30 protein-coding genes are annotated in these 23,610 nt (G+C 65.6%); 25 read left to right on the forward strand and 5 right to left on the reverse strand.

Translation table 11 applies throughout. The annotated features are described in order from the left end of the window. The first annotated feature begins 58 nt into the window (after positions 1 to 58). The 13 genes from ACQ66H_RS04410 (at position 59) to ACQ66H_RS04470 (ending at position 10,205) form a co-directional block, all read left to right on the forward strand. Positions 59 to 880, forward strand: coding sequence for an ABC transporter ATP-binding protein (locus ACQ66H_RS04410; protein WP_430432974.1), 822 nt, complete (start codon positions 59 to 61; stop codon positions 878 to 880). Then, positions 877 to 1,665, forward strand: coding sequence for a lipid asymmetry maintenance ABC transporter permease subunit MlaE (mlaE, locus tag ACQ66H_RS04415; RefSeq protein ID WP_430432975.1), 789 nt, complete (start codon positions 877 to 879; stop codon positions 1,663 to 1,665). The genes ACQ66H_RS04410 and mlaE overlap by 4 nt, the downstream gene beginning before the upstream one ends. Beyond that, positions 1,662 to 2,138 (forward strand): outer membrane lipid asymmetry maintenance protein MlaD, encoded by a 477-nt coding sequence (gene mlaD / locus ACQ66H_RS04420; protein WP_430432976.1) that lies wholly within the window; start codon positions 1,662 to 1,664, stop codon positions 2,136 to 2,138. The genes mlaE and mlaD overlap by 4 nt, the downstream gene beginning before the upstream one ends. A 32-nt stretch (positions 2,139 to 2,170) precedes the next feature. Further along, a complete protein-coding gene (locus tag ACQ66H_RS04425) occupies positions 2,171 to 3,052 on the forward strand; it encodes an MlaA family lipoprotein (protein ID WP_430432977.1) in 882 nt (293 codons plus the stop codon). Between the two features lie 85 nt (positions 3,053 to 3,137). Then, on the forward strand, positions 3,138 to 3,782 hold the full coding sequence (locus ACQ66H_RS04430; RefSeq protein WP_430432978.1) for an MlaC/ttg2D family ABC transporter substrate-binding protein: 645 nt from the start codon (positions 3,138 to 3,140) through the stop codon (positions 3,780 to 3,782). Continuing rightward, positions 3,779 to 4,078 carry an STAS domain-containing protein gene (locus ACQ66H_RS04435; protein ID WP_430432979.1) on the forward strand — a complete coding sequence of 100 codons (300 nt, stop codon included), beginning with the start codon at positions 3,779 to 3,781 and terminating at the stop codon, positions 4,076 to 4,078. Before ACQ66H_RS04430 ends, ACQ66H_RS04435 begins: the two co-directional genes overlap by 4 nt. Before the next feature lie 48 nt (positions 4,079 to 4,126). Then, a complete protein-coding gene (locus tag ACQ66H_RS04440) occupies positions 4,127 to 5,041 on the forward strand; it encodes an ABC transporter ATP-binding protein (RefSeq protein WP_430432981.1) in 915 nt (304 codons plus the stop codon). Next, a complete protein-coding gene (locus tag ACQ66H_RS04445; RefSeq protein ID WP_430432982.1) occupies positions 5,041 to 5,799 on the forward strand; it encodes an ABC transporter permease in 759 nt (252 codons plus the stop codon). Before ACQ66H_RS04440 ends, ACQ66H_RS04445 begins: the two co-directional genes overlap by 1 nt. Positions 5,800 to 5,801: 2 nt before the next feature. Further along, a complete protein-coding gene (locus ACQ66H_RS04450; RefSeq protein WP_425762783.1) occupies positions 5,802 to 6,035 on the forward strand; it encodes a BolA family protein in 234 nt (77 codons plus the stop codon). A 7-nt stretch (positions 6,036 to 6,042) separates the two neighbouring features. Beyond that, positions 6,043 to 7,305, forward strand: a complete 1,263-nt coding sequence (murA, locus tag ACQ66H_RS04455) for a UDP-N-acetylglucosamine 1-carboxyvinyltransferase (protein ID WP_430432983.1) — start codon at positions 6,043 to 6,045, stop codon at positions 7,303 to 7,305. Between the two features lie 27 nt (positions 7,306 to 7,332). After that, positions 7,333 to 7,977, forward strand: coding sequence for an ATP phosphoribosyltransferase (gene hisG / locus ACQ66H_RS04460; protein WP_430432984.1), 645 nt, complete (start codon positions 7,333 to 7,335; stop codon positions 7,975 to 7,977). Beyond that, entirely contained in the window at positions 7,974 to 9,281 is a 1,308-nt protein-coding gene (hisD, locus tag ACQ66H_RS04465) for a histidinol dehydrogenase (protein ID WP_430432985.1), read from the forward strand. The genes hisG and hisD overlap by 4 nt, the downstream gene beginning before the upstream one ends. A 231-nt stretch (positions 9,282 to 9,512) precedes the next feature. Next, entirely contained in the window at positions 9,513 to 10,205 is a 693-nt protein-coding gene (locus tag ACQ66H_RS04470) for a DUF2189 domain-containing protein (protein ID WP_430432986.1), read from the forward strand. Here the strand turns inward: ACQ66H_RS04470 and ACQ66H_RS04475 are convergent. From ACQ66H_RS04475 to hisC, 3 genes are all read right to left on the reverse strand, one after another. After that, entirely contained in the window at positions 10,202 to 10,924 is a 723-nt protein-coding gene (locus ACQ66H_RS04475) for a hypothetical protein (protein ID WP_430432987.1), read from the reverse strand. The two genes, ACQ66H_RS04470 and ACQ66H_RS04475, sit on opposite strands and share 4 nt — an antisense overlap. A 165-nt stretch (positions 10,925 to 11,089) precedes the next feature. Further along, positions 11,090 to 11,641, reverse strand: coding sequence for a hypothetical protein (locus tag ACQ66H_RS04480; protein WP_430432988.1), 552 nt, complete (start codon positions 11,639 to 11,641; stop codon positions 11,090 to 11,092). 57 nt (positions 11,642 to 11,698) lie between these two features. Further along, entirely contained in the window at positions 11,699 to 12,766 is a 1,068-nt protein-coding gene (gene hisC / locus ACQ66H_RS04485) for a histidinol-phosphate transaminase (RefSeq protein ID WP_430432989.1), read from the reverse strand. Positions 12,767 to 12,913: 147 nt separating this feature from the next. Between hisC and hisB the strand changes: the two genes are divergently transcribed. From hisB to tatC, 10 genes are all read left to right on the forward strand, one after another. Next, complete coding sequence (hisB, locus tag ACQ66H_RS04490; protein WP_430432990.1) at positions 12,914 to 13,501, forward strand: imidazoleglycerol-phosphate dehydratase HisB; 588 nt, start codon at positions 12,914 to 12,916, stop codon at positions 13,499 to 13,501. 48 nt (positions 13,502 to 13,549) lie between these two features. Next, positions 13,550 to 14,185: an imidazole glycerol phosphate synthase subunit HisH gene (hisH, locus tag ACQ66H_RS04495; RefSeq protein ID WP_430432991.1), complete on the forward strand. Its 636-nt coding sequence runs from the start codon at positions 13,550 to 13,552 to the stop codon at positions 14,183 to 14,185. 70 nt (positions 14,186 to 14,255) lie between these two features. Continuing rightward, positions 14,256 to 15,002, forward strand: a complete 747-nt coding sequence (gene hisA / locus ACQ66H_RS04500; protein ID WP_304003977.1) for a 1-(5-phosphoribosyl)-5-[(5-phosphoribosylamino)methylideneamino]imidazole-4-carboxamide isomerase — start codon at positions 14,256 to 14,258, stop codon at positions 15,000 to 15,002. Positions 15,003 to 15,032: 30 nt separating this feature from the next. Next, positions 15,033 to 15,803 (forward strand): imidazole glycerol phosphate synthase subunit HisF, encoded by a 771-nt coding sequence (hisF, locus tag ACQ66H_RS04505; RefSeq protein WP_430432992.1) that lies wholly within the window; start codon positions 15,033 to 15,035, stop codon positions 15,801 to 15,803. Next, the gene (gene hisI, locus ACQ66H_RS04510; protein WP_430432993.1) at positions 15,803 to 16,192 is read left to right on the forward strand and encodes a phosphoribosyl-AMP cyclohydrolase; all 390 of its coding nucleotides are present in this window, start codon (positions 15,803 to 15,805) and stop codon (positions 16,190 to 16,192) included. Before hisF ends, hisI begins: the two co-directional genes overlap by 1 nt. Further along, a complete protein-coding gene (locus tag ACQ66H_RS04515) occupies positions 16,189 to 16,515 on the forward strand; it encodes a phosphoribosyl-ATP diphosphatase (RefSeq protein WP_019919453.1) in 327 nt (108 codons plus the stop codon). Before hisI ends, ACQ66H_RS04515 begins: the two co-directional genes overlap by 4 nt. A 63-nt stretch (positions 16,516 to 16,578) precedes the next feature. Next, on the forward strand, positions 16,579 to 16,938 hold the full coding sequence (locus ACQ66H_RS04520) for a histidine triad nucleotide-binding protein (RefSeq protein WP_430432994.1): 360 nt from the start codon (positions 16,579 to 16,581) through the stop codon (positions 16,936 to 16,938). Between the two features lie 4 nt (positions 16,939 to 16,942). Next, positions 16,943 to 17,164, forward strand: coding sequence for a Sec-independent protein translocase subunit TatA (gene tatA / locus ACQ66H_RS04525; protein WP_019919451.1), 222 nt, complete (start codon positions 16,943 to 16,945; stop codon positions 17,162 to 17,164). 73 nt (positions 17,165 to 17,237) lie between these two features. After that, on the forward strand, positions 17,238 to 17,696 hold the full coding sequence (gene tatB, locus ACQ66H_RS04530; RefSeq protein ID WP_019919450.1) for a Sec-independent protein translocase protein TatB: 459 nt from the start codon (positions 17,238 to 17,240) through the stop codon (positions 17,694 to 17,696). Continuing rightward, on the forward strand, positions 17,693 to 18,442 hold the full coding sequence (gene tatC, locus ACQ66H_RS04535; protein ID WP_019919449.1) for a twin-arginine translocase subunit TatC: 750 nt from the start codon (positions 17,693 to 17,695) through the stop codon (positions 18,440 to 18,442). Before tatB ends, tatC begins: the two co-directional genes overlap by 4 nt. Positions 18,443 to 18,445: 3 nt before the next feature. On the opposite strand, the gene ACQ66H_RS04540 is transcribed toward tatC, so the two are convergent. Further along, a complete protein-coding gene (locus ACQ66H_RS04540; protein WP_430432995.1) occupies positions 18,446 to 19,648 on the reverse strand; it encodes a Do family serine endopeptidase in 1,203 nt (400 codons plus the stop codon). A 27-nt stretch (positions 19,649 to 19,675) separates the two neighbouring features. Between ACQ66H_RS04540 and ACQ66H_RS04545 the strand changes: the two genes are divergently transcribed. Next, complete coding sequence (locus tag ACQ66H_RS04545; RefSeq protein WP_430432996.1) at positions 19,676 to 20,422, forward strand: Nif3-like dinuclear metal center hexameric protein; 747 nt, start codon at positions 19,676 to 19,678, stop codon at positions 20,420 to 20,422. Positions 20,423 to 20,446: 24 nt separating this feature from the next. Here the strand turns inward: ACQ66H_RS04545 and ACQ66H_RS04550 are convergent, their stop codons facing one another. After that, positions 20,447 to 22,684 (reverse strand): type IV pilus assembly protein FimV, encoded by a 2,238-nt coding sequence (locus tag ACQ66H_RS04550; RefSeq protein WP_430432997.1) that lies wholly within the window; start codon positions 22,682 to 22,684, stop codon positions 20,447 to 20,449. Positions 22,685 to 22,854: 170 nt separating this feature from the next. Between ACQ66H_RS04550 and ACQ66H_RS04555 the strand changes: the two genes are divergently transcribed. Further along, positions 22,855 to 23,556, forward strand: a complete 702-nt coding sequence (locus ACQ66H_RS04555) for a fumarylacetoacetate hydrolase family protein (protein ID WP_430432998.1) — start codon at positions 22,855 to 22,857, stop codon at positions 23,554 to 23,556. The last annotated feature ends 54 nt before the right edge of the window (positions 23,557 to 23,610 follow it).

Here is a 23,610-nt window from a genome sequence, read left to right on the forward strand (position 1 = left end):
AGGCGCCCGGCGCGTCTGCTACAATCCGCGACCTTTACCACAAGACCGTTCCGCGCTCGTGTCCGCTTCCCCTCCGGCCGAAGACATTCTGGTCAACCTGTCGAGTGTCAACTTCGCGTACGACAAGCGGCCCATCCTGACCGGCATCAATCTGCGCATTCCGCGCGGCAAGCTCGTCGCCATCATGGGTGGCAGCGGCTGCGGCAAGACGACGCTGCTGCGCCTGATCGGCGGTCAGCTGAAGCCGACCGCCGGCCGCATCCAGGTGGCCGAGCACGATCTGGCCAAGCTGTCTCGGCGCGACATGTACGCGCTGCGCCGGCGCATGGGCATGCTGTTCCAGTTCGGCGCGCTGTTCACCGATCTGACCGTTTTCGACAACGTCGCTTTCCCGCTGCGCGAGCACACCGATCTGCCGGAAGACATGATCCGCGATCTGGTGCTGATGAAGCTGCACGCGGTCGGTCTGCGCGGCGCGCACAAGCTGATGCCGAACGAGCTATCCGGCGGCATGTCGCGCCGGGTGGCGCTGGCGCGCGCGGTGGCGCTCGATCCGATGCTCATCATGTACGACGAGCCGTTCGCCGGCCTCGATCCGATCTCGCTGGCGGTGGTCGGTCAGCTCATCCGCAAGCTCAACGACGCGCTCGGCGCCAGTTCCATCATGGTGACGCACGACGTGCACGAATCGCTGGAAATCGTCGATTACATCTACTTCCTGTCGGGCGGCAAGGTGGTCGCGCAGGGCACGCCGGGCGAGATCCGCGCCTCGACCGATCCGTTCGTGAAGCAGTTCGTCAATGCCGAAACCGACGGGCCGCTGCCTTTCCACTATCCGACCGACGACTACCGCAAGGCCCTGATGGAGGTCCGTTCATGATCGCGCGCGTGTTCCGCGCCATGGGCGCCCGCACCATTGATGGCATCTGGCGTCTGGGTTTCGCCACCCGCTTCTTGTTTGCCATCCTGCTGCGCTCGGGCACTTCGTTCGCGCGCTTCCAGCTGACGATACGCGAGGTGTTCTCGACCGGCGTGCTGTCGCTCATCATCATTCTGGTGTCCGGCTTCTTCGTCGGCCTGGTGCTCGGTCTTCAGGGGTACGAAACGCTGCAGCGCTACGGTTCCAGCGAGGCGCTGGGCATTCTGGTCGCACTGTCGCTGGTACGCGAGCTGGGTCCGGTGGTCGCCGGCCTGCTGTTCGCCAGTCGCGCCGGCTCGGCGCTGACCGCTGAAATCGGCCTGATGAAGACGACCGAGCAGCTGAAGGCGATGGACATGATGGCGGTCAACCCGATCGCCCGCGTCGTCGCACCGCGCTTCTGGGGTGGCGTCATTTCGATGCCGTTGCTGGCCGCCCTGTTCTCGACCATGGGCGTGTTCGGCGCCTGGTTCATCGGCGTCGTGTTCATCGGCGTCGATGACGGCGCCTTCTGGTCGCAGATGCAGGCGTCGGTCGATTTCCGCTACGACATCGTGAATGGCGTGATCAAGAGCGTCGTTTTCGGCTTCGCGGTCTCGCTGATCGCGGTTTTCGAAGGTTATGACTCGGCGCCCACCGCCGAGGGCGTGTCGCGGGCGATCACCCGTACCGTCGTCAATTCGGCGCTGGCCATTCTGGCGCTGGACTTTGTGCTGACCTCCTTCATGTTCAGGGGTAATGGATGAACCGTACCGTTCTCGACCTGTGGGTCGGTGTTTTCGTCGCTGTCGGCGTGGCTGCAGTGTTGTTTCTGGCACTAAAGGTCGGCAACCTTGCGTCCGCTAACATCGGGGAGACATACAGGCTGCAAGCCAACTTTGATAACATCGGCGGCCTGAAACCGCGTGCGCCCGTCAAAAGTTCGGGTGTCGTGGTGGGCCGGGTGACGGAAATCACTTTTGACCCGAATCTGTATGTCGCCGTGGTGAAAATGGATGTCAACAAGCGCTACAGTTTCCCGCGCGACACGTTTGCAACCATTCTGACCTCGGGTCTGCTGGGTGAGCAGTACATCGGTTTCGAAGTCGGTGGCGACACCGAAATGCTTCAGGCCGGTGCCACCATCACCAAGACGCAGTCTGCAGTGGTGCTTGAAAAGCTGATCAGCCAGTTCATGTTCAACAAGGCTGCCGAGAGCCCGACCGCTCCCGAGCAGTGACGTACGGAATGCATAGCCGGGAAGCCCGACAGATGACCAAAACCAACAAGCAGTCGAATCTCAATATCCGCTCGGTGCTTGCCGCCACCGCTGCAGCCGCGCTGTTCACCGGCTGTGCGACCTCGGGCAACCCCAAGGATCCGATCGAAGGCTACAACCGCGCGATGTTCTCGTTCAACGAGACCGTCAACAAGGCGGTGATCAAGCCGGTCGCCCAGGGCTACGACTTCGTGGTGCCGGATCCCGTGCAGACCGGCGTCTCCAATTTCTTCGCCAACATCGCCGATCTGTGGACAGGCGTGAACAACCTCCTGCAGGGCAAGCCGGTCGATGCTCTGTCGGATGCCGGTCGTGTGCTGGTCAACTCGACCCTTGGCATTCTCGGCCTGTTCGACGTCGCGACGCCGATGGGTCTCGATAAGCACGAGGAAGATTTCGGTCAGACCCTCGGCCGCTGGGGCGTCGGCGACGGCGCCTACGTGGTGCTGCCGATTCTCGGCCCGCGCACCGTGCGCGACACCTTCGGTCTGGCTGCGGACATCTACGTTGACCCGGTGCGTGACGCCGACGGTCATCGCGGCTACCGCAACACCGCCATCGCGCTGCGCGCCATCGACACCCGCGCCAACCTGCTGAAGGCAGAGGATGCGCTCGAAGCGGCGGCTATCGACAAGTACGCCTATGTGCGCGACGCCTATCTGCAGCATCGCCGCAGTGCCATCCATGACGGCAACCCGCCGCGCGAAGCCGATGACTCGGCTTCGCTGCCGAGCGCGAACCTTCTGACGATGGAACCGCTCGAATCAACGTGGACGATGATGCTTGTCGGCGCGCCGGAGAAGTCGGACGTTGATGCAGTGAATGCGTCCGAGCCGGCCACCGGATCGGTGGACACCGCAGCCGTCTCGTTCTGATCGGCAAGCCCGGCGTTAAGCCGGGCAGCGCGGTCACCACGGCCTGTCGCGTTCCGACAGGCCTCTTTCTTTTCCGGGAGCACATATGTTCAAGCGCTTTGTTCAATTACTGATGGTTGCCTTCGCCGCAAGTGCGGTCGCTCAGGCAAACGTGCTGAAGGCGCCCGACGTGCTGGTCAAGGAAGTGACCGAAGATGTCCTGACCACGCTGCGTACCGATCCGTCGATCAAGGCCGGCGATACCGCCAAGACGGCGGAATTGGTCGAAACCCGCGTGCTGCCGCATTTCAATTTCACACGCATGACGGCGCTGGCACTCGGCAAGGAGTGGCGCGCGACGACGCCTGAACAGAAGAAGGTGTTGACCGAAGAGTTCCGTACCCTGCTGGTGCGCACCTATTCGAACGCCCTGACCAGCTATCGCAATCAGACCATCGATTACCGCCCGTTCAAGATGGGCGCTGCCGACACCGACGTGACGGTGCGCACCCAGATCAACCAGCCGGGCGGTCGCCCGATTCCGCTCGATTACGCGCTGGAGAAGCAGGAAGAGGGCTGGAAGGTGTACGACGTGATGGTGTCGGGCGTCAGTCTGGTGACCAACTACCGCGAAACTTTCGCCGCCGAGATCCGCGCGGGTGGCGTCAACGGCCTGGTGAAGACGCTGCGCGCCAAGAACGCATCGAACGTGCCGGCGCCGCTGCCCGCACCGGCAACGGCGACAAAATGATCGCGCTCGACAACGGCGTGCTGCGCGTCAGTGGCACGATGCGACTGCCCGAGGCGATGGCGTTGCGCGACGCCGGTCTGGCGCTGCTGTCGTCGGCCTCTTCCATCGACTTGTCGGCGGTTGAGGACGTCGATTCGTCGGCCATCGCCGTGCTGCTCGCGTGGGAACGTGCGAGTGGTGGCAGCAATGGCCCGCTGCCGGTCACCGGGGCACCGGCCGGACTGACCAGCCTGGCTCGCCTGTATGAGGTGTCGTCCTATTGCGGACTGGACGCCGACGACGCGACCGCTCGCTGATGTGTGCTTCTTCCGGCCTCCCGCGGGGGCCGGCACTGCAGTTCTTTCATGTCTGATTCCACCGCTGCCTTGCTGATCGAAGGCGTCTGCAAGCGATTCGGTTCGCTGCAGGCGCTTGACCGTGTCTCGCTCGAAGTGAAGCAGGGCGAGTTCTTCGGCCTGCTCGGGCCGAACGGTGCCGGCAAGACCACCCTGATTTCGGCCATGGCCGGCCTGTGCCGTGCCGATTCCGGCTCGATCCGCGTGCTCGGGCACGATACGGTGACCGACTACCGCGCGGCACGCGCCCGGCTGGGCGTCGTGCCGCAGGAACTGGTGTTCGATCCCTTCTTCACCGTGCGCGAAACGCTGCGCATCCAGTCCGGCTATTTCGGCTTGCGGCGCAACGACGACTGGATAGACGAAATCCTGCAGCGGCTCGATCTCGAGGCGAAGGCCGACGTGAACATGCGCCGCCTGTCCGGTGGCATGAAGCGACGCGTGCTGGTGGCGCAGGCGCTGGTGCATCGGCCACCGCTCATCGTGCTCGACGAGCCCACGGCCGGCGTCAACGTCGAACTGCGACAGGGCCTGTGGGCCTTCGTGCGCGACCTGAACAGGCAGGGGCACACCATTGTGCTCACCACGCACTACCTCGAAGAGGCGGAAAGCCTGTGCGGCCGGATCGCCATGCTGAAACAGGGCCGCGTGGTGGCGCTGGAACGGACAGCCGACCTGCTGTCGCGCCGGGTGCAGCAGACGCTGCGCCTGCGTCTGGGCAACGGCACCGCGTTGCCGGTCGAGTTCCGCGCCGTGGCGCGGGCCACGCCCGATGGCCGGGTCGCCATCGTGCTCGACAGCGCGGACGCCGTCGCTGCCTGTCTCGCACGCTTGCACGCGGCTGGCGTCGCGCTCGACGACATCGAACTGGTGAAGCCGGATCTCGAGGACGTGTTCATTGCGATGATGCAGGAGGCCGCCTGATGAGCATGGCGCTGCGCACCCTGTTGTACAAGGAGCTGCTGCGGTTCTGGAAGGTGAGCTTCCAGACGGTCGGCGCGCCTGTGCTGACCGCGCTGCTCTATCTGCTGGTGTTTTCGCACGTGCTCGAACGCACGGTCAACGTCTATGGCGGTGTCAGCTATACCGCCTTCCTGGTGCCCGGCCTGGTCATGATGAGCCTGCTGCAGAACGCCTTCGCCAACAGTTCGTCGTCGCTGATCCAGTCCAAGGTGACCGGAAATATCGTGTTCGTGCTGCTGCCGCCGATTTCCTACCGCGAGTTCTTCGCCGCCTACGTGCTGGCTGCCGTGATCCGTGGCCTGGTGGTCGGCGCGGGCGTGTGGCTGGTGACGCTGTGGTTCGTCGAGCTGCCTTATGCCCATCCGCTGTGGATACTGTTCTTTGCCACCGTGGGTGGAGCAATTCTTGCGAGTCTCGGCGTGATTGCGGGCATATGGGCCGACAAATTCGACCAACTGGCCGCTTTCCAGAATTTCGTCGTGATGCCGCTCACCTTTCTGTCGGGTGTGTTCTACTCCATCCACACGCTGCCCGACTTCTGGCAGGTGGTATCGCATCTGAATCCCTTTTTCTACATGATCGACGGTTTCCGTTACGGCTTCTTCGGACAGTCGGACGTTTCCCCGTGGATCAGTGCCCTGGTCGCGGGCGGCAGTTTTGCGGTGCTCGCGGGCATCACGCTGAACATGCTTGCACGCGGCTACAAACTGAGAAGTTGAACATGGTCACTCCCGAAAGCATCCAGGCTTCCATCACCGCCGGCATCGACTGCCAGCACTGTCAGGTCGCTGGCGACGGCCAGCATTTCGAGGCGATCATCGTGTCGTCCGCCTTCGAGGGCCTGCGCAGCGTGCGCCGCCACCAGCTGGTCTATGCCGCGCTGGGCGATCGCATGCGCGAGGAAATCCATGCGCTGTCGATGAAGACCCTCACTCCGGACGAGTGGAAGGCCTGATCGAGCGATGGATAAGCTGTTGATCGAAGGCGGCCATCGTCTGCACGGCGAGGCCGAAATGTCGGGCGCGAAGAACGCGGCGCTGCCCATCCTGTGCGCCGCGCTGCTGACGCGCGAGGCGCTCACGCTGACCAATGTGCCGCAGCTGAACGACATCGGCACCATGCTCAAGCTGCTGGCACAGATGGGCGTGGCGGTGCAGCGCGACGGTTCGACCGTCACGCTGGATGCGTCCGGTCTGAACAATCCGGTGGCGCCCTACGAGATGGTGAAAACCATGCGCGCCTCCATCCTGGTGCTCGGCCCGCTGGTCGCGCGCTGCGGCGAGGCACGCGTGTCGCTGCCCGGCGGCTGCGCCATCGGCGCGCGCCCGGTGGATCAGCACATCAAGGGTCTGCAGGCGATGGGCGCCGAGGTGGCGGTCGAGCACGGCTACGTCGTCGCGCGTACGTCGCGGCTCAAGGGCGCGCGCCTGTTCACCGACATGGTGACGGTCACCGGCACCGAGAACCTGATGATGGCCGGCGTGCTCGCCGACGGCGAGACGGTGATCGAGAACGCCGCGCGCGAGCCCGAAGTGGTCGATCTGGCCAACTGCCTGGTCGCGATGGGCGCGCGCATTTCCGGCGCCGGTACCGACGTGATCCGCATCCAGGGCGTCGAACGTCTGCATGGCGCGACCCATCGCATCATGCCGGACCGCATCGAAACCGGTACCTATCTGTGTGCCGCCGCCGCTGCCGGCGGCGAAATCCGCCTGACCGGCACATCGGCCGGCTATCTGGACGCAGTGATCGACAAGCTGATGGACGCCGGCTGCGACATTCGCACCGAGAAGTCGCCGTCCTTCGAAGCCATCGTGCTGAAGGCGCCGGACAAGCTGAAGGCGGTGTCCATCCGTACCGCGCCTTATCCGGCCTTCCCGACCGACATGCAGGCGCAGTTCATGGCGATCAATACGGTCGCTGAAGGCACCGCCATCATCCGCGAGACGATTTTCGAGAACCGTTTCATGCACGCGGTCGAGCTGGCCCGTCTGGGCGCCGACATCCGCATCGACGGCAATACCGCGGTAGTGCAGGGCGTGGCGCAGCTCGACGGCGCGACCGTGATGGCGACCGACCTGCGCGCCTCGGCCGGCCTCATCATCGCCGGCCTGGTGGCGCGCGGTGAAACGCTGATCGAGCGCATCTATCATCTGGACCGCGGCTACGAACGCATCGAGCAGAAGCTCAGCGCGCTCGGCGCCACCGTCCGCCGCGTGTCCTGACGACACGCCATACACACGAGGCACACCGTGCAAGGCATCACCCTGGCGCTGTCCAAAGGGCGCATCTTCGAAGAAACGCTGCCGCTGCTGGCGGCGGCCGGCATCGTGCCGACCGACGATCCGGAGTCGTCGCGCAAGCTCATCATCGGTACCAACCGGCCTGACGTGCGTCTGGTCATCGTGCGTGCGTCCGATACGCCGACCTATGTGCAATACGGTGCGGCCGACCTCGGCATCGCCGGCAAGGACGTGCTGCTGGAACACGGCGGTGCCGGCCTCTACCAGCCGATCGACCTGAACATCGCGCGTTGCCGGCTCAGCGTGGCGGTACCGGCGGGATTCGATTACGAGCAGGCGGTGCGCCGCGGCGCACGCCTCAAGGTGGCGACCAAGTATGTGCACACCGCGCGCGAACATTTCGCCGCCAAGGGCGTCCACGTCAACCTGATCAAGCTGTACGGATCGATGGAACTGGCGCCGCTGGTAGGGCTGGCCGACGCCATCGTCGATCTGGTCAGCAGCGGCGGCACCTTGCGTGCGAACAATCTGGTCGAGGTCGAACACATCATGGACATCAGCTCGCGTCTGGTCATCAATCAGGCGGCGCTCAAGGTGAAGCACGATCTGCTTACGCCCATCCTGGAGGCGATTCAGGGGGCGGTGCAGGCATGAGTGCGACGAAGATCAGCCGGCTCGACTCCGGCGCCCCCGATTTTCTCGATCGGCTGGACACGCTTCTGGCCTTCGAAAGTTCGACCGACGACGCGATCGAGACGGCAGTTGCCGGCATCCTGCGCGACGTGCGGGCGCGCGGCGACGAGGCGGTCATCGAGTACACGCGCCGTTTCGACCGCATGGACTGCGCCGCCATGGTCGAACTCGAACTGCCGCGCAGCGAGCTTGACGCCGCCTACGCCGGACTGAGCGATACCCAGCGCGCGGCGCTGGCCGAAGCCGCCGACCGCGTGCGGCTCTATCACGAGCGGCAGAAGCAGGATTCCTGGGAGTACGCGGAAGCCGATGGCACCCGCCTCGGGCAGAAGGTAACGCCGCTGGACCGCGTCGGCCTCTACGTGCCGGGCGGCCGGGCGTCCTATCCCAGCTCGGTGCTGATGAACGCGATTCCGGCCAAGGTCGCGGGCGTCAAGGAACTGATCATGGTGGTGCCGACGCCGGGCGGAGAACGCAATCCGCTGGTGCTGGCTGCTGCAGCGATCACCGGCGTTGATCGCGTGTTCACGATAGGCGGTGCGCAGGCGGTGGCGGCGCTCGCCTACGGTACGCAGACCATTCCGCAGGTGGACAAGATCGTCGGCCCGGGCAACGCCTATGTCGCCAGCGCCAAGCGGCGCGTGTTCGGCACGGTCGGCATCGACATGGTGGCCGGGCCATCCGAGGTGCTCATCATCTCCGACGGTCACGGCAATCCGGACTGGGTGGCGATGGATCTGTTCGCTCAGGCCGAGCACGACGAACTGGCGCAGTCCATCCTGCTGTGCACCGACGCCGCCTTCCTCGACCGCGTGCACGCGTCGATAGACCGTCTGCTGGCGGAAATGCCGCGCCGCGACACCATCGCCACCTCGCTTGCCAACCGTGGCGCGCTGATCAAGGTGCGCGACCTGGCCGAGGCCTGCGACCTCGCCAACCGCATCGCGCCCGAACACTTGGAAATCTGCACCGAGGATCCGCGGGCGCTGGTCGACAGCATCCGTCACGCCGGCGCGATGTTCCTCGGCCACTACTCGGTCGAGGCGCTGGGCGACTACTGCGCCGGTCCGAACCACGTCCTGCCGACCATGCGCAGCGCGCGCTTCTCCAGCCCGCTGGGCGTGTACGACTTCCAGAAGCGCACGTCCATTCTCGACATTTCGGCCGAGGGCGCGCAGAAGCTGGGCCGTATCGCGTCGGTGCTGGCGCACGGCGAGGGCCTGCAGGCACACGCCCGCTCGGCGGAAATGCGGCTGAAGGACTGACTTCCACGCGGCCACGACCCGGCGTACAGTGGCGCCCGGGTCGTGCGCCCGACCTGACCGGTCATGCGCACGTCGTTGCAGCAGTGAACCGATCAGGGAGCAGCCATGCAGCAGTCCGAACACCCCGAAGCGCCACAAGCCTCAGGGGACGCGCAGGATCTACCTTTCCCGGTGGTGCGTGAAGTCGGGCTGTTCGCCTGTGTCGACTGGCTTGGCCGGGCGTTTCAGGACATGCGCGCGAGTCCCGGTGGCAGCCTGTTCTACGGCGCCTGTTTCGCCTTCATGGGGCTGGTGCTGACCACGGTGTTCCGCCATGCCTATCACCTGACTTCGGCGCTGGTGTGCGGCTTCCTGCTGCTCGGCCCCTTCCTGTCGCTCGGCCTGTACGACCTGTCCCGCCAGCGCGAGGCCGGGCAGCCACCGGTGCTCGCGCATTCGCTCACCGCCGGCGGCCACAATGCCGGCGCGATCGGCGTATTCGCCGTCATCCTCATCATCATCTTCCTGGTGTGGGCACGTGCCTCACTGGTCGTGTTCGCGCTGTTCTACACGACGCAGATGCCGTCGGTGGACCACTTCCTCGAACAGGTGCTGACGCTGCAGAACATTGAGTTCCTGATGGCTTATGCGGTAGTGGGCTTCATCTTCGCGTCGCTGGTGTTCGGCGCCAGCGTGGTCGCCATTCCGCTGATGCTGGACCGCCGACAGGACGCGGTGACGTCCATCCTCGCCAGTCTCTTCTCGCTCGGCCGCAATCCGGGGCCGATGCTGGTGTGGGCCGCGCTTATCGTGATCTTCGCGGTGATCGGCTTCCTGACCTTCTTCCTAGGCCTGATCGTGCTGATGCCGCTGGTCGGGCATGCTACCTGGCACGCCTACCGGGCGCTGATCGAACCACTTCAGCACCCGGCTGGCGCCGCCTAGCGCCGACGGAACAGGCCCAGCACGCCGAGCCCCGCCACCATCATCAGGGCGGTCAACGCTTCCGGCACGGCGGAGACCGCGAACGGCGTCGTGTCGGGCACGGCATCGGCGTGAACGCCGTCGGTGAACGCGGTCCAGTTGGCGACGTCATTCACCGTGTTGCCGTAGGCCGCGAAATCGGCGGCGCCGCTGCGTGAACCCGTGTAGCTGGCGTAATCGGTGCTGGCGGGCAGGGCGATCGCGTTCACCCCGGCGGTGAGTCCGGCAGCGCCCAGTGCCGTTGCGGCGGCCGCTGCACCTTCCGACGACACTGCGGCAAGAAAGGTGGTCGGAGCCGAGGTGCCGCTGCCGACATAGGCGTAGAGCGTGTCGGCCGTGCTGCTGAGCGCGGCATTGCCGGTGCCGGTCAGGCTGCCGGTGGATGCTGCGCGACCTGCCTGATCGATGTCGCTGAAACGGACGACCGTGCCGGCTGCGATGATGCCGGCGCCGGTCTGCCAGGTATGGAAGCCTTCGGAACTGGTGAAGGCGGCGCCATCCCAGTTGCTGTCGGTGAAGTAGATCGTGCTGTTGGCCGCGAGATCGGTCAGCGCGACGATGGCCCAGCCGTCCTCGTCGGCATTGAAGGCGGTAAACGCGATATCGCCCGCCCCGAGCGCGTGGGCGCCCTGCGCCGACAGGCACAGCGACGCGATGCACAGCATTCTTGCTGAAAACATGAACACCTCCTCCTGAATGAATGCAGCCGTTCCGGATGGAACGGCCTGCCGGGGGTGGTGTGTCTCCAGCGGCTGCAAGACCGCTCAGGCGATGTAATGGTTGATGTGTGTGCGCCCACCCGGCGTCAATCTATGACATCGGGCTGAAATATGCAAAAAGAATATTCAGCGCAGCGTCAGGCCGGTCCACCCCTGCTTGCGCAGGCACTCGTACAGTCCGCGGGTGACGGTGCCGGCCGTGGTGTCCGGCGCGTGGGCCTCGCCCAGAGTGGACAGGCATTGCGTCTGGTCGGCGATCAGTTCGTTCGCACCAGCGCCCATCTTCGACCACATCGCGATGCGCAGGCGGGCTAGCGGGTCTTTCGGAGCGACGGGGGCCGGCGCGGCGGTGGTGCGTGTCGCCGCAGCGGGCCGGGCTGGCTCGGTGCCCGGCGTGGCCGCTTCGGCCGCGGCCGCCGGCTGCGCTTCAGCGACTGCTTCGCTGTCCTCGACCGACACCAGCGTGATCTGCGACAGCTCCTCAGTCGAGCGCGTCCACCACCCTTTCGTCTCCATGCACTGGATGAAGGCGGTCCGCTCCGTGGTGGTGCCCATGCAGGCGCGTTCGTCGCGGCGGTAGTCGGCGCCACCGGCACCCTGCTTGAAGGACACGCTGGTGCAGCCGGCGAGCACGCCGAGCGTCAATGCGGAGAGGAAGAGCGGGCGGGTGAGGCGCATGGCTGAACGGGTGAGGGACGATGACCTCTTCCGTTCAGCAAGAAGCGCTCCAGCACGTCAAATGATGTCCTGCAGGGCTTCGACCAGTGCGTCGCACTGCGCATTGGTGCCCACCGTGATACGCAGGAACTGGTCGATGCGCGGGGCCTTGAAGTGGCGCACCAGGATGCGCCGCTCACGCAGTTGCGCCGACAGCGCGGCCGCGTCGTGTTGCGGGTGACGTACGAACAGGAAGTTGGCGGCCGACGGCAGCACTTCGAAGCCGAGTGTGGTCAGCTCTTCGGCCAGCCGCTTGCGGCTGGCGATGACGCGGCGGCGGGTCTGGTCGAACCACTCGCGGTCCTGCACCGCTGCAGTGGCGCCGGCCAGCGCCAGGCGGTCGAGCGGGTAGGAATTGAAGCTGTCCTTCACCCGGGTCAGGCCTTCGATCAGCGCCGGCTGGCCGATCGCGAAGCCGACACGCAGGCCGGCCAGCGAACGCGATTTCGACAGGGTCTGCGTCACCAGCAGATTGGGGTGCTTGGCCACCAGGGCAACCGCCGACTCGCCGCCGAAGTCGATATAGGCCTCATCGATCACGATCGGGCTGTCCGGCAGCGCAGTGGCGAGGCGCTCGATGTCGGACAGCGGCAGCAGACGGCCGGTCGGTGCATTGGGATTCGGAAAGATGACCGCGCCGGGACGGGCTTCGATGTAGTCGTTGACACGGATCGCGAACCGGGCGTCCAGCGGCACGCACTGGTAGTCGATGCCGTACAGCCTGCAATAGACCGGATAGAAGCTGTAGGTGATGTCCGGGAACAGCAGCGGCCGGTCGTGCTTGAGCAGGCCGATGAAGGTGTGCGCCAGCACCTCGTCCGAGCTGTTGCCGACGAACACCTGGTCGGCGCCCACGCCGAAGTGCGCGGCGATCGCCTCGCGCAGCGCCAAGCCGGTCGGTTCCGGGTAGAGCTTGAGTCGGTCGCCGTCCACGTCGAGTTCGGCCTGCATGGCCGCGACGGCCCGCGGGCTGGGCGGATAGGGGTTCTCGTTGGTATTGAGCTTGATCAGCCCGTCGATCTTCGGTTGTTCGCCCGGCGTGTAGGGCGACAGGGTGTGGACGACGGGGCTCCAGAACTGGCTCATGATGGTGCAGGCGACGATGTGACTGTTGTTGGGCGGGACGTATTGCGGTGCGCGCAGGCCGGCATGGCCCGTTGCAAGTCGATGTTATCATCCAGCCATCCCTGTTCCGGCGTACAGCCGGGACGAATCACCGAAGCGACCATCTTCATGCGGCAAGCCGAAATCACGCGCAACACCCTGGAAACCCAGATCACGGTGCGCATCAATCTCGACGGAACCGGTCAGGGCAAGCTGGACACCGGCGTGCCCTTCTTCGATCACATGCTGGACCAGATCGTTCGGCACGGCCTGATCGACCTCGAAATCATCGCCAAGGGCGACCTGCACATCGACGCCCACCACACGGTGGAAGATGTCGGCATCACGCTGGGTCAGGCCTTCGCGAAGGCGGTTGGCGACAAGAAGGGCCTGCGTCGCTACGGCCACGCCTACGTTCCGCTGGACGAGGCGCTGTCGCGTGTCGTGGTTAACCTGTCCGGCCGCCCGGGGCTGGAGTACAACATCGACTTCACCCGCGCCCGCATCGGCGATTTCGACGTTGACCTGACGCGCGAGTTCTTCCAGGGCTTCGTCAATCACGCGCTGGTGACGCTGCACATCGACAATCTGCGCGGCATCAACGCGCATCACCAGTGCGAAACCGTATTCAAGGCCTTTGCCCGCGCGCTGCGCGCCGCCAGCGAGCGCGACGAACGTGCGGCCGGTCAGATGCCGTTGACCAAGGGTTCGCTCTGAGCCCGTCCTGACGCCAGCGTTTCACCCTCTTCCGATTCAGCCGCACTCATGACTCGCGTTGCCATCATCGATTACGGCATGGGCAATCTGCGTTCGGTCGCCAAGGCGATTGAGCACGTCGCCCCCGAAGCCGAGGTCATCGTCAGCAGCGACGCGCGCGTCGTCGCAGGCGCAGACCGTGTCGTTTTTCCGGGTCAGGGCGCCATGCCGGATTGCATGCGCGAACTCGACGCGCGCGATCTGCGCGGCGCCGTGCTCGACGCCGCTGCGAACAAGCCCTTCCTGGGCATCTGCATCGGTCTGCAGATGCTGTTCCAGCACAGTCAGGAAGGCGACGTGCCAGGCCTCGGCGTGCTCGCCGGCGACGTGAAGCGTTTCGTCGATCCGCGCGATCCGGTGTCCGGGGCCCGGCTGAAGGTGCCGCACATGGGCTGGAATGGCGTGAGACAGACGCGCGCACATCCGATGTGGGACGGCATCGCCGACGACGAACGCTTCTATTTCGTGCACAGCTACTTCGTGCAACCGGTCAACGCGGCGCTGACCGCGGGCGAAACCTCCTACGGTGCAGCCTTTACCAGTGCGATAGCGCGCGATAATATTTTTGCGGTGCAATTTCACCCGGAAAAAAGCGCGCACGCCGGATTGCGCCTGCTGGCCAACTTCATCGGCTGGATGCCCTGATACCTGGTGCCCGACGATGCCGTCGGGGACTTCTCCCTTCCACTCTCCCAGACACGACACGACTCGCGCCATGCTGCTCATTCCCGCCATCGACCTCAAGGACGGCCACTGCGTACGCCTGAAGCAAGGTGATATGGACGTGGTGACCGTATTTTCGGAAGACCCGGCTGCCATGGCCCGCCATTGGCTCGATGCCGGTGCGCGCCGCCTGCATCTGGTGGACCTCAACGGCGCAGTCGCCGGCAAGCCGAAGAACGAATCGGCGATCAAGGCCATCGTCAAGGAACTGGGCGACGAAATCCCGATCCAGCTCGGCGGCGGCATCCGCGATCTCGACACCATCGAGCGCTACCTCGACGACGGCATCAGCTACGTCATCATCGGCACCGCGGCGGTCAAGAGTCCGGGCTTCGTACACGATGCCTGTGGCGCCTTCCCCGGCCACATCATCGTCGGCCTCGACGCCAAGGATGGCAAGGTGGCGGTGGACGGCTGGTCCAAGATGACCGGCCATGACGTGATCGATCTGGCGAAGAAATTCGAGGATCAGGGCGTCGAGGCGATTGTCTATACCGACATCGGTCGCGACGGCATGCTCAGCGGCGTGAACATCGACGCCACGGTGAAGCTGGCGCAGGCGTTGCGCATTCCGGTCATCGCGTCGGGCGGCATCACCAATCTGGACGACATCCGCGGCCTCTGTGCGGTCGAGGACGAAGGCGTGATCGGCGCCATTACCGGTCGAGCCATTTACGAAGGCACGCTGGATTTTGCGGCGGCCCAGGCGGAAGCCGACCGTCTCAACGGCGAAAGCTGAACCTCACATCGCGCACGGCGCGGAAACGACATGCTAGCCAAGCGCATCATTCCCTGTCTGGACGTCAACGCCGGCCGCGTGGTCAAGGGCGTCAATTTCGTGTCGCTGAAGGACGCCGGTGATCCGGTCGAGATCGCCCGTCGCTACGATGAGCAGGGCGCCGACGAGCTGACCTTCCTCGACATCACCGCCAGTTCCGACGCGCGCGACATCATCCTGCACGTGGTCGAGCAGGTGGCCGAGCAGGTGTTCATCCCGCTGACCGTCGGTGGCGGCGTGCGGGCGGTCGAGGACGTGCGTCGCCTGCTCAACGCCGGCGCCGACAAGGTAAGCATGAACACTGCCGCGATCAAGGATCCGGACCTGGTGGCGCGCGCATCGGGCAAGGTCGGTTCGCAGTGCATCGTCGTCGCCATCGACGCCAAGCGCGTTGACGATCGCGATGGCCGTCCACGCTGGGAAGTGTTCACGCACGGCGGGCGCAACCCGACCGGGCTTGACGCGGTCGAGTGGGCGCAGAAGGTCGAGTCGCTGGGTGCCGGTGAAATCCTGCTCACCAGCATGGATCGCGACGGCACCAAGAACGGCTTCGACCTCGCGCTGACCCGCGCCGTATCGGACGCGGTGCGCATTCCGGTCATCGCCTCGGGCGGCGTCGGCAACCTCGACCATCTGGTCAACGGCGTGGTCGAAGGCGGTGCCGACGCGGTGCTGGCGGCCAGCATTTTCCACTTCGGCCAGCACACGGTACGCGAGGCCAAGGAACGGATGCGCGAGCGCGGCATCGAGGTGCGCCTGTGATGACCGCACCGGCCTGGATCGACGTCATCGACTGGGACGACAAAGGTCTGCTGCCGGTCATCGTGCAGGAAGCGTCAACCGGCGACGTGCTCATGTTCGCCTGGATGAACCGTGACGCGCTGGTCCGCACGGCGGAACTGCGCGAGGCGGTGTTCTGGTCGCGCTCGCGCGGAAAGCTGTGGCACAAGGGTGAGGAATCCGGTCACACGCAGAAGGTGCTCGACATCCGCCTCGACTGCGACCGCGACGTGCTGCTGCTGAAGGTCGAACAGACCGGCGGCATCGCCTGCCACACCGGCCGCCACAGCTGCTTCTTCCACTCGCTGACCGATGGCCACTGGGACGAGGTCAACCCGGTCATCAAGAACCCGGACGAGATATACAAATGATCGACATCGAAGTGCTGCGCCGCGTTGCGCAGACCATCGCCGAGCGCAAGAGCGCCGAGCCCGGTTCGTCCTACGTGTCCTCGCTGTTCCACAAGGGCACCGACGCGATCTGCAAGAAGGTGGCCGAAGAGGCGGCCGAAACCATCATGGCGTCCAAGGATGGCGACGTCGGCCACGTCGTGCGCGAGGTGACCGATCTGTGGTTTCACTCCATGGTGCTGCTGGCCCATCACGGCCTGACCGTGGACGACGTGCTGCACGAGTTCCGCCGCCGCGAGGGCATTTCGGGCATCGACGAGAAGCGCTCGCGCACGAACGGCTGATCAGGCTCGCAATACGGTAATACACGTATTTGAAACTCCCGACCTCACGGACAGACTGACACCATGCACGACCCCAACTGCATCTTCTGCAAGATCATCGAGGGCAAGATCCCCTCGCGCAAGCTGTACGAGGACGACCTGATCTACGCCTTCCACGACATCAATCCGCAGGCACCGGTGCATTTCCTGATCATCCCGAAGATGCACGTCGCCACGCTGTACGACGCCAGCGGAGCGCACGAGGCCGTCCTCGGCCGCGTGCTCTCCAAGGCGGGCGAGCTGGCCCGCATGGCAGGTGCCGAGGAGGGCTTCCGCACCATCATCAACTGCGGAAAGGTGGGTCGGCAGGAGGTGTATCATCTTCACATGCATGTTCTGGGCGGCGACCATCCCCTGCCGCCCATGATCGTTTCCGAGAGGTAATCCCATGGGTTCATTCAGCATCTGGCACTGGCTCGTTGTGCTCGTCATCGTGCTTCTGGTGTTCGGCACCAAGAAGCTGCGCAACATCGGCTCCGATCTCGGCGGCGCGGTCAAGGGCTTCAAGGAAGGCATGAAGGGCGCAGAAGGCAGCGCCCCGGCCGACCAGCCGACCCAGAGCGTCGGTCACACGATAGACGTGAAGGCGGAAGAGAAGGTCAAGTCCTGATCGCGGCGGCCACCGGCCGCTCCTTCATTCACCGGGCGGGCTGTCGGCCCGCCCGGCTCATTTCCACGTCCCCATGTTCGACATCGGTTTCTCCGAATTTTTCATCATCGGCATCGTGGCGCTCATCGTGCTCGGTCCCGAGCGCCTGCCGCGCGTTGCCCGTACGGCCGGCCATCTGCTGGGCCGGCTGCAGCGCTACGTCAGTGACGTGAAGGCGGATATTTCGAAGGAAATGCAGCTCGAGGAATTGCGCAAGCTGCAATCCCAGGTCGAACAGCAGGTGCGCGAAGTGGAGCGTCAGGCCAACGAGGCGACCGGTTCGGTCGCCAAGGAGGTCGATGGCCTGAGCGACCAGATGCGCGCCGCGATGGCCGAACAGGAAAAGTACGCGGCGATCGAGCAGGCCGAGACGGCGGCGCAGACTGCCGAGCCGGCGCCGGCCGCCGTGCCTGCGCCTGAACCCGTTTCCGGCCAGCTCTCCCTCGATATTCCGCCGCCGGAAGCCAAACCGGTGTCGTCCGACAAGACATGAGCGAGCAGACCGAAAGTTTCATCTCCCACCTGGTCGAACTGCGTGACCGGCTGCTGCGTGCGGTAGCGGCCATCGTCATCGTGTTCATCTGCCTGATGCCCTGGGCCGGCGACATCTATGACCTGCTGGCGCGCCCGCTGATGATCGCCTTGCCGGAAGGCACGAAAATGATTGCCACGGGCGTCGTCACGCCCTTCTTCGTGCCGGTCAAGGTGACGATGATGGTGGCCTTCCTGATCGCCCTGCCGGTGGTGCTCTACCAGGCGTGGGCCTTCGTGGCGCCGGGCCTGTATGCGCACGAAAAGCGGCTTGGGTTGCCGCTGATCGTTGCCAGCACGCTGCTCTTCCTGGCGGGCATGGCCTTCTGTTACTTCTTCGTGTTCAAGACGGTGTTCCACTTCATTTCGGAGTTCGCCCCGAAGAGCATCACGCCAGCGCCGGACATCGAGCAGTACCTCAGCTTTGTGCTCACCATGTTCACCGCGTTCGGCGTCACCTTCGAGGTGCCGGTGGTGGTGATCGTGCTGGTGCGCTTCGGCATCGTCAGCATCGAAAAGCTGAGGGAGGCGCGACCTTACGTGATCGTCGGCGCCTTCGTGGTGGCCGCTGTCGTCACGCCGCCGGACGTGGTGTCGCAGCTGATGCTGGCCATTCCGCTGTGCGTACTCTACGAACTCGGGATCGTGGTGGCGCGTTTCACCGGCCGCTCGCCGGCCCGCGACGACGAGCGGGACGCCGCGGCCTGACCGTCATTCGCGGTTCTTCGTGGCGACGCCGTTGATCGGCCGCTTGCCGACGTTCACGACGACGTCGCGCTCGCCGCCGCTGCGATAGACTTTCAGCGTCGCCTGCTGGCCAGGCACCAGTGCCGCGATCAGCTGCAGCATGCCACTGGCGTCCTTCACCTTCTTGCCGTTGACCTCCAGCAGCACGTCACCCGGTCGCACACCGCCGCGGTCTGCCGGGCTGCCGCGCATGACGCCGGCGATCAGCGCGCCGCCGCTCATCGGGTACTTGAAGCTTTCGGCCAGTTCCGGCGTCAGCTCCTGCACCTCTACGCCGACCCAGCCGCGGGTGACCGACCCGCTTGCGACAATCTGTTCCATCACGCTGCGCGCGGTGCTGACCGGTATCGCGAAGCCGATGCCGAGCGAGCCGCCGCTGCGCGAGTAGATGGCGGTGTTGATGCCGACCAGATTGCCGTTGGCGTCGATCAGCGCGCCGCCGGAGTTGCCCGGGTTGATGGCGGCGTCGGTCTGGATGAAGTTCTCGAAGGTGTTGATGCCGAGCTGCGAGCGGCCGAGCGCGGACACGATGCCCATGGTGACGGTCTGGCCGACGTCAAAAGGATTGCCGATGGCCAGTACGACGTCGCCGATGCGCAGTGCGTCGTTGTCGCCGAAACTGGCGGCCGGCAGCTTGGTTGGCGCCTTGACGCGCAGTACGGCGAGGTCGGATTCGGGGTCGCTGCCGATCAGCGTTGCCGGGTACTTGCCGCCGTCGTTCAGCGATACCTCGATCTCGTCAGCAGCCTCGACCACGTGGTTATTGGTCAGCACCACACCGTCCTCGCTGACGATGACGCCGGAACCCAGGCCCATCTGACGCTGCGGCTGGCTGCCAAGGCGGTCGCCGAAGAAGTGACGGAACACCGGATCGTTCATCAGCGGATGCTGCGGTGTGCGCACCGCCTTGGTGGTGAAGATGTGCACCACCGAGGGCAGCGCCTTCTGCGCGGCATCGGCGTAGCTCACGACTTTCGCGGCTTCGATGCGCGTCGTGACCGGGGGCGGTTCGGGCAGCAGCGTGCTGATCGAGGGTGCCGTCGGTGTACCGTTCGGAACCGTTGTCGAGCGGCTCGGCAGCCATTCCGGTTTCAGCGTCGCGACGACGAAGAGCACGGCCAGGGCGGCAGTGACCGATTGAGCAAAGACCAGCCACAGACGCTGCATAATTCGGCAACCAGAAACGGGGGAAGAATGGACAGGACGCAGCTGCAACGACATCTGGATGACCTGCTGGAAGCCGCGCGCTTCAAGGATTATTGCCCAAACGGCCTGCAAGTGGAAGGCGGGCCGGAGGTTGCACGGGTGGTCTGTGGCGTCACCGCCAGTCTGGCGCTGATCGAAGCTGCGATCGAGCGTGACGCGCAGGCCATCATCGTGCATCACGGGTGGTTCTGGCGTGGCGAGGACGGCCGTATCACCGGCATGCGGCGCGCACGCATCGCCCGGCTGCTGGCGCACGACATCAATCTGTTCGCTTATCACCTGCCGCTGGACGCCCACCCCCAACTTGGCAACAACGCTCAGCTCGGGCGCGTGCTGGGCCTGACGCCGACCGCCGTCGCGGGCGACCAGGGGCTGCTGTGGATAGGCGAACCGGCCGCGCCGGCCAGCGCCGATGAGCTGGCCGAACGTTTCGGCGCCGCGCTGGGCCGCACGCCGCTGCTGGTTGGTGACGCCCAGCGCACGGTGCGGCGGGTCGCCTGGTGCACGGGCGGCGCGCAGGGCATGTTCGAGCAGGCGATCGGCGCCGGGGTCAACCTTTATCTGTCAGGCGAAATTTCGGAACAGACGACGCATACCGCACGCGAATCGGGTGTCCCCTACATCGCGGCCGGCCATCACGCGACCGAGCGCTACGGCGTGCAGGCGCTGGGCGAACACCTTGCGCAGGCCTGCGGACTCCAGGTGGCTTTCGTCGATATCGACAATCCCGCCTGACCTGAGACTCGGGCAGAACAGACCCTAGAGCAGGGCGAGGCGGGATGCGCTGGTATTGGTCACCGGCGGATTCGCGATCAGCCACTCCAGCATGCTCTTCAGCAGCAGGATGTCGTCGATCACGCCGAGCGGGAAACCGACGCGGGTACCGGCGCGGTTGTCGCGCAGCAGTTCGGTCAGGTAGTCAAGACAGTCCTGGTTCGGCCAAGTGGCGTTCACGCGCGCCATGATGTGGGCGAACTGCTCGACCGATTCCGAGGTGGTCGGGCCGCTGAAATGCTCCCAGTCGGGCACCTTCACGTTGAATGCGCGATTCAGCTTGGGCGCCAGATCGTCGTATTCGCCGCGTCGGCCACCCTTGTGGTAGAGGTCGAGCAGCTTGAGCCACGGGATCAGCGACTCTTTCGGGTAGTCGCGCAGGAACTCGGACAGGGTCTGGGCGGCGCCTTCCGAGCGGCCGAAGGACATCATGATTTCGGCCAGTTCGAGCACGTGTTCGTGCGAGGGGGGCGCTTCCTCGTTGGCCGGCGGGGCACTCTGGTCGATGTTCAGCGTGCTGCTCGGCGGGATGCCGGTATTGCTGCTGACCAGGCGCGGACCGCTGGTCGCCGGGGCGGCGCTTTCGCTGCTGCCTGTGCTGCTGGCCGTGCCAACGAAGGTGTCGAATTCGAGGTCCAGACGCGCGGGTTTGCGATCTTCGGTCGCCGCTTCGGGAGCCAGTTCGAAATCGACGATCGACCCATCGACCGCCGACAGTGGATCCTGCTCGGCGACTTGCGGCGTCGTTTCGGCGTTGCTCGCCCGGGCGCGGATCTGCATGTCGTCCATGTGTTCGGCTGGCGCTTCGCCCGGGAAGTAACCGATGGACGACACTACCGCCTGCTCCATCGCCGGCGTGGTGCGCTGGTCGGCCGGCGTGTCGTCGGCGCGTACCGGGCGCGACCACGTCGGTGCGGGAATGTCGGCGAAAACCGGTGGCGCGTCGGCGCCGCCCTGCGCGTACTCGGTGTCCGCTGCGCGCTGATCGCGCCGGCGCGGCGGCGCGGTGTTGGCGAGGCTGGCTTCGATCTCGCGCTGACGGCGGGCACTGGCCTCGGCGACAGCCTGGGCGCGGCGGCGCCACAGCCAGCCACCACCAAGTACGGCGCCGGCGGCGAGCAGGCCCAGACCGGCGACCATCCAGTTCATGTCGGGCGCAAGAGGTTCCGCATCGGCGGGTGCGTCCGGTGGCAGCTTGGTGATCACCTTGACCGGCTCGTTGGTCAGGCCGGGCGGCGGGGGCGGCGGCGTCTCGGCTGCCTCCTCTTCGACGACGACAGGCTGTTCCACGACTGGGGCGGCGCTGTCAACCGGCGCCTCGGCCGTCACGGGCGGTGCGGAGGGCGTTTCGGTGAGCGGTGCCGCCGGCGCACGGGCGACGTCCAGCGCGCCGCTGCTGCGGTCGAGCTGTTTCTGCAGCGCTTCCAGCCGCGACTCCAGCTGTTTCACCTTGTCGGCGATCGCCAGATGGGTGGCGATCTGCTCGTCCAGAGCCGCGAGCAGTTTCTGTTCGGTACGCAGTGCTTCGCGCTGGGCTTCGCTGGCCTCCGGCCGCGCCGCCATGCCGCCCGACATCTTCAGACCGTTGCCTGCATCCAGACCGGGGGCGACGAAGAGGCGATCGCCGGCCGGCTGCGCCGCTTCGGTACGGCGCGGTTTGCGCGCTGCACGCGGCTTGGCCGGCGCCGGCTCGACCTCGCCACGCGCGGCGTCGCCCGCCGTCGCCGGCGCTGCGTCGGGGGCGGGCGCGGCGGCCGGACGGGCGCGTTCACGCGGTACGGAGGCTTCGGTCGGCGGACTGTCCGGTGAGGCCGCGGTGATCGGCTGCATCAGCACGGTGTACTCGCGGACCACTTCGTGGCCGCAGCCGATGCGGACGCCGACCATCAAGATGGGCTCGTTGACCGGCGTGCCGCTGCTGATGATAACGGTGCGCCCCTGCGTACGGATGCGTCCGGCGGTGAGCCAGGGAAGGTCGTCGGCGCCCGCCGAGGGTGGAATGTCGATCGAGAAACAGCTGCTTGCAGGCACGTCGTCGCCACTGCCCAGCAGCGCGACCTCGGCGCGGAACGGTTCGCCGATCGCCGACCGTGCCTTGATCGGCCCGAGCCCCAGCGCCAGTGCGTGCGGCGCGTGCAGACCGACGGCCAGCAGCGCGGCCGCGAGCAGCGTCGGGCGCAGCCGCGACCGGGTGCGTGTGAGCGCGGTGGTGGGCGTATGCAATTGAGGGGACTCCGTGCCGGAATGCAGGTGGCGATCCGTGATCATGTGTGTTTTTCGGCAAGCCGAGGGGAAACTTTACTTTAGTGGCGCGTGCTTTCGTGAGCCGCACCAGACAAGGCGATGCGGGAACAGGCAAAATTGTGTGTCGCGACAATTCCGCTGGAGCCCGCATGTTCCCAATGCTGTTCGAACTTTCCCCGCCGGCCTTGCCGATCCGCGATTCCGAGATGCGTTTCCCGGTGCGACGCATCTACTGTGTCGGTCGCAACTACGCCGACCACGCGCGCGAGATGGGGCACGACCCGACCCAGGAGCAGCCCTTCTTTTTCTCCAAACCGGCCGACGCGCTGGTCTGTGCGCCCGCCTCGATACCCTATCCATCGGCGACATCGGACCTGCAGCACGAGGTCGAACTGGTGGTCGCGTTGCATGCCGGCGGCCGTAATCTCGACGCGGCGCAGGCGCGCGCCGCCATATATGGATATGGCGTCGGCCTCGACCTGACGCGCCGCGACCTGCAGCGCGCGGCGCGTGACAAGGGGCAACCGTGGGACATGGGCAAGGGTTTCGACTTCAGCGCGCCGGTGTCCGAACTGGTGCCGGCCAGCGTCTGCGGGCATCCGCGCAGCGGGGCGATCGAACTGACGGTGAATGGGCAGGTGCGTCAGCGGGGCGATCTGTCCGACATGATTCTCGACGTCGAAACGCTGATCGAGCGCCTGTCCCGCCTGGTTGAACTGCGTGCCGGCGATCTGCTGTTCACCGGTACGCCGGCCGGCGTGTCGGCGCTTCGGCCTGGTGATCGTGTCTGCGCCGAGGTTGCCGGCGTCGGGGAGTTGCTCGTCAACATCGCTCCCTCGCTGGACTGCTGAATTGTTTCGCTGCAGTGCAGCGATGCTCTGTATAATTATGGATTACGTGATCCG

The sequence above is a fragment of the Methyloversatilis sp. genome (genome assembly GCF_965284615.1).
Lineage (GTDB): Bacteria > Pseudomonadota > Gammaproteobacteria > Burkholderiales > Rhodocyclaceae > Methyloversatilis.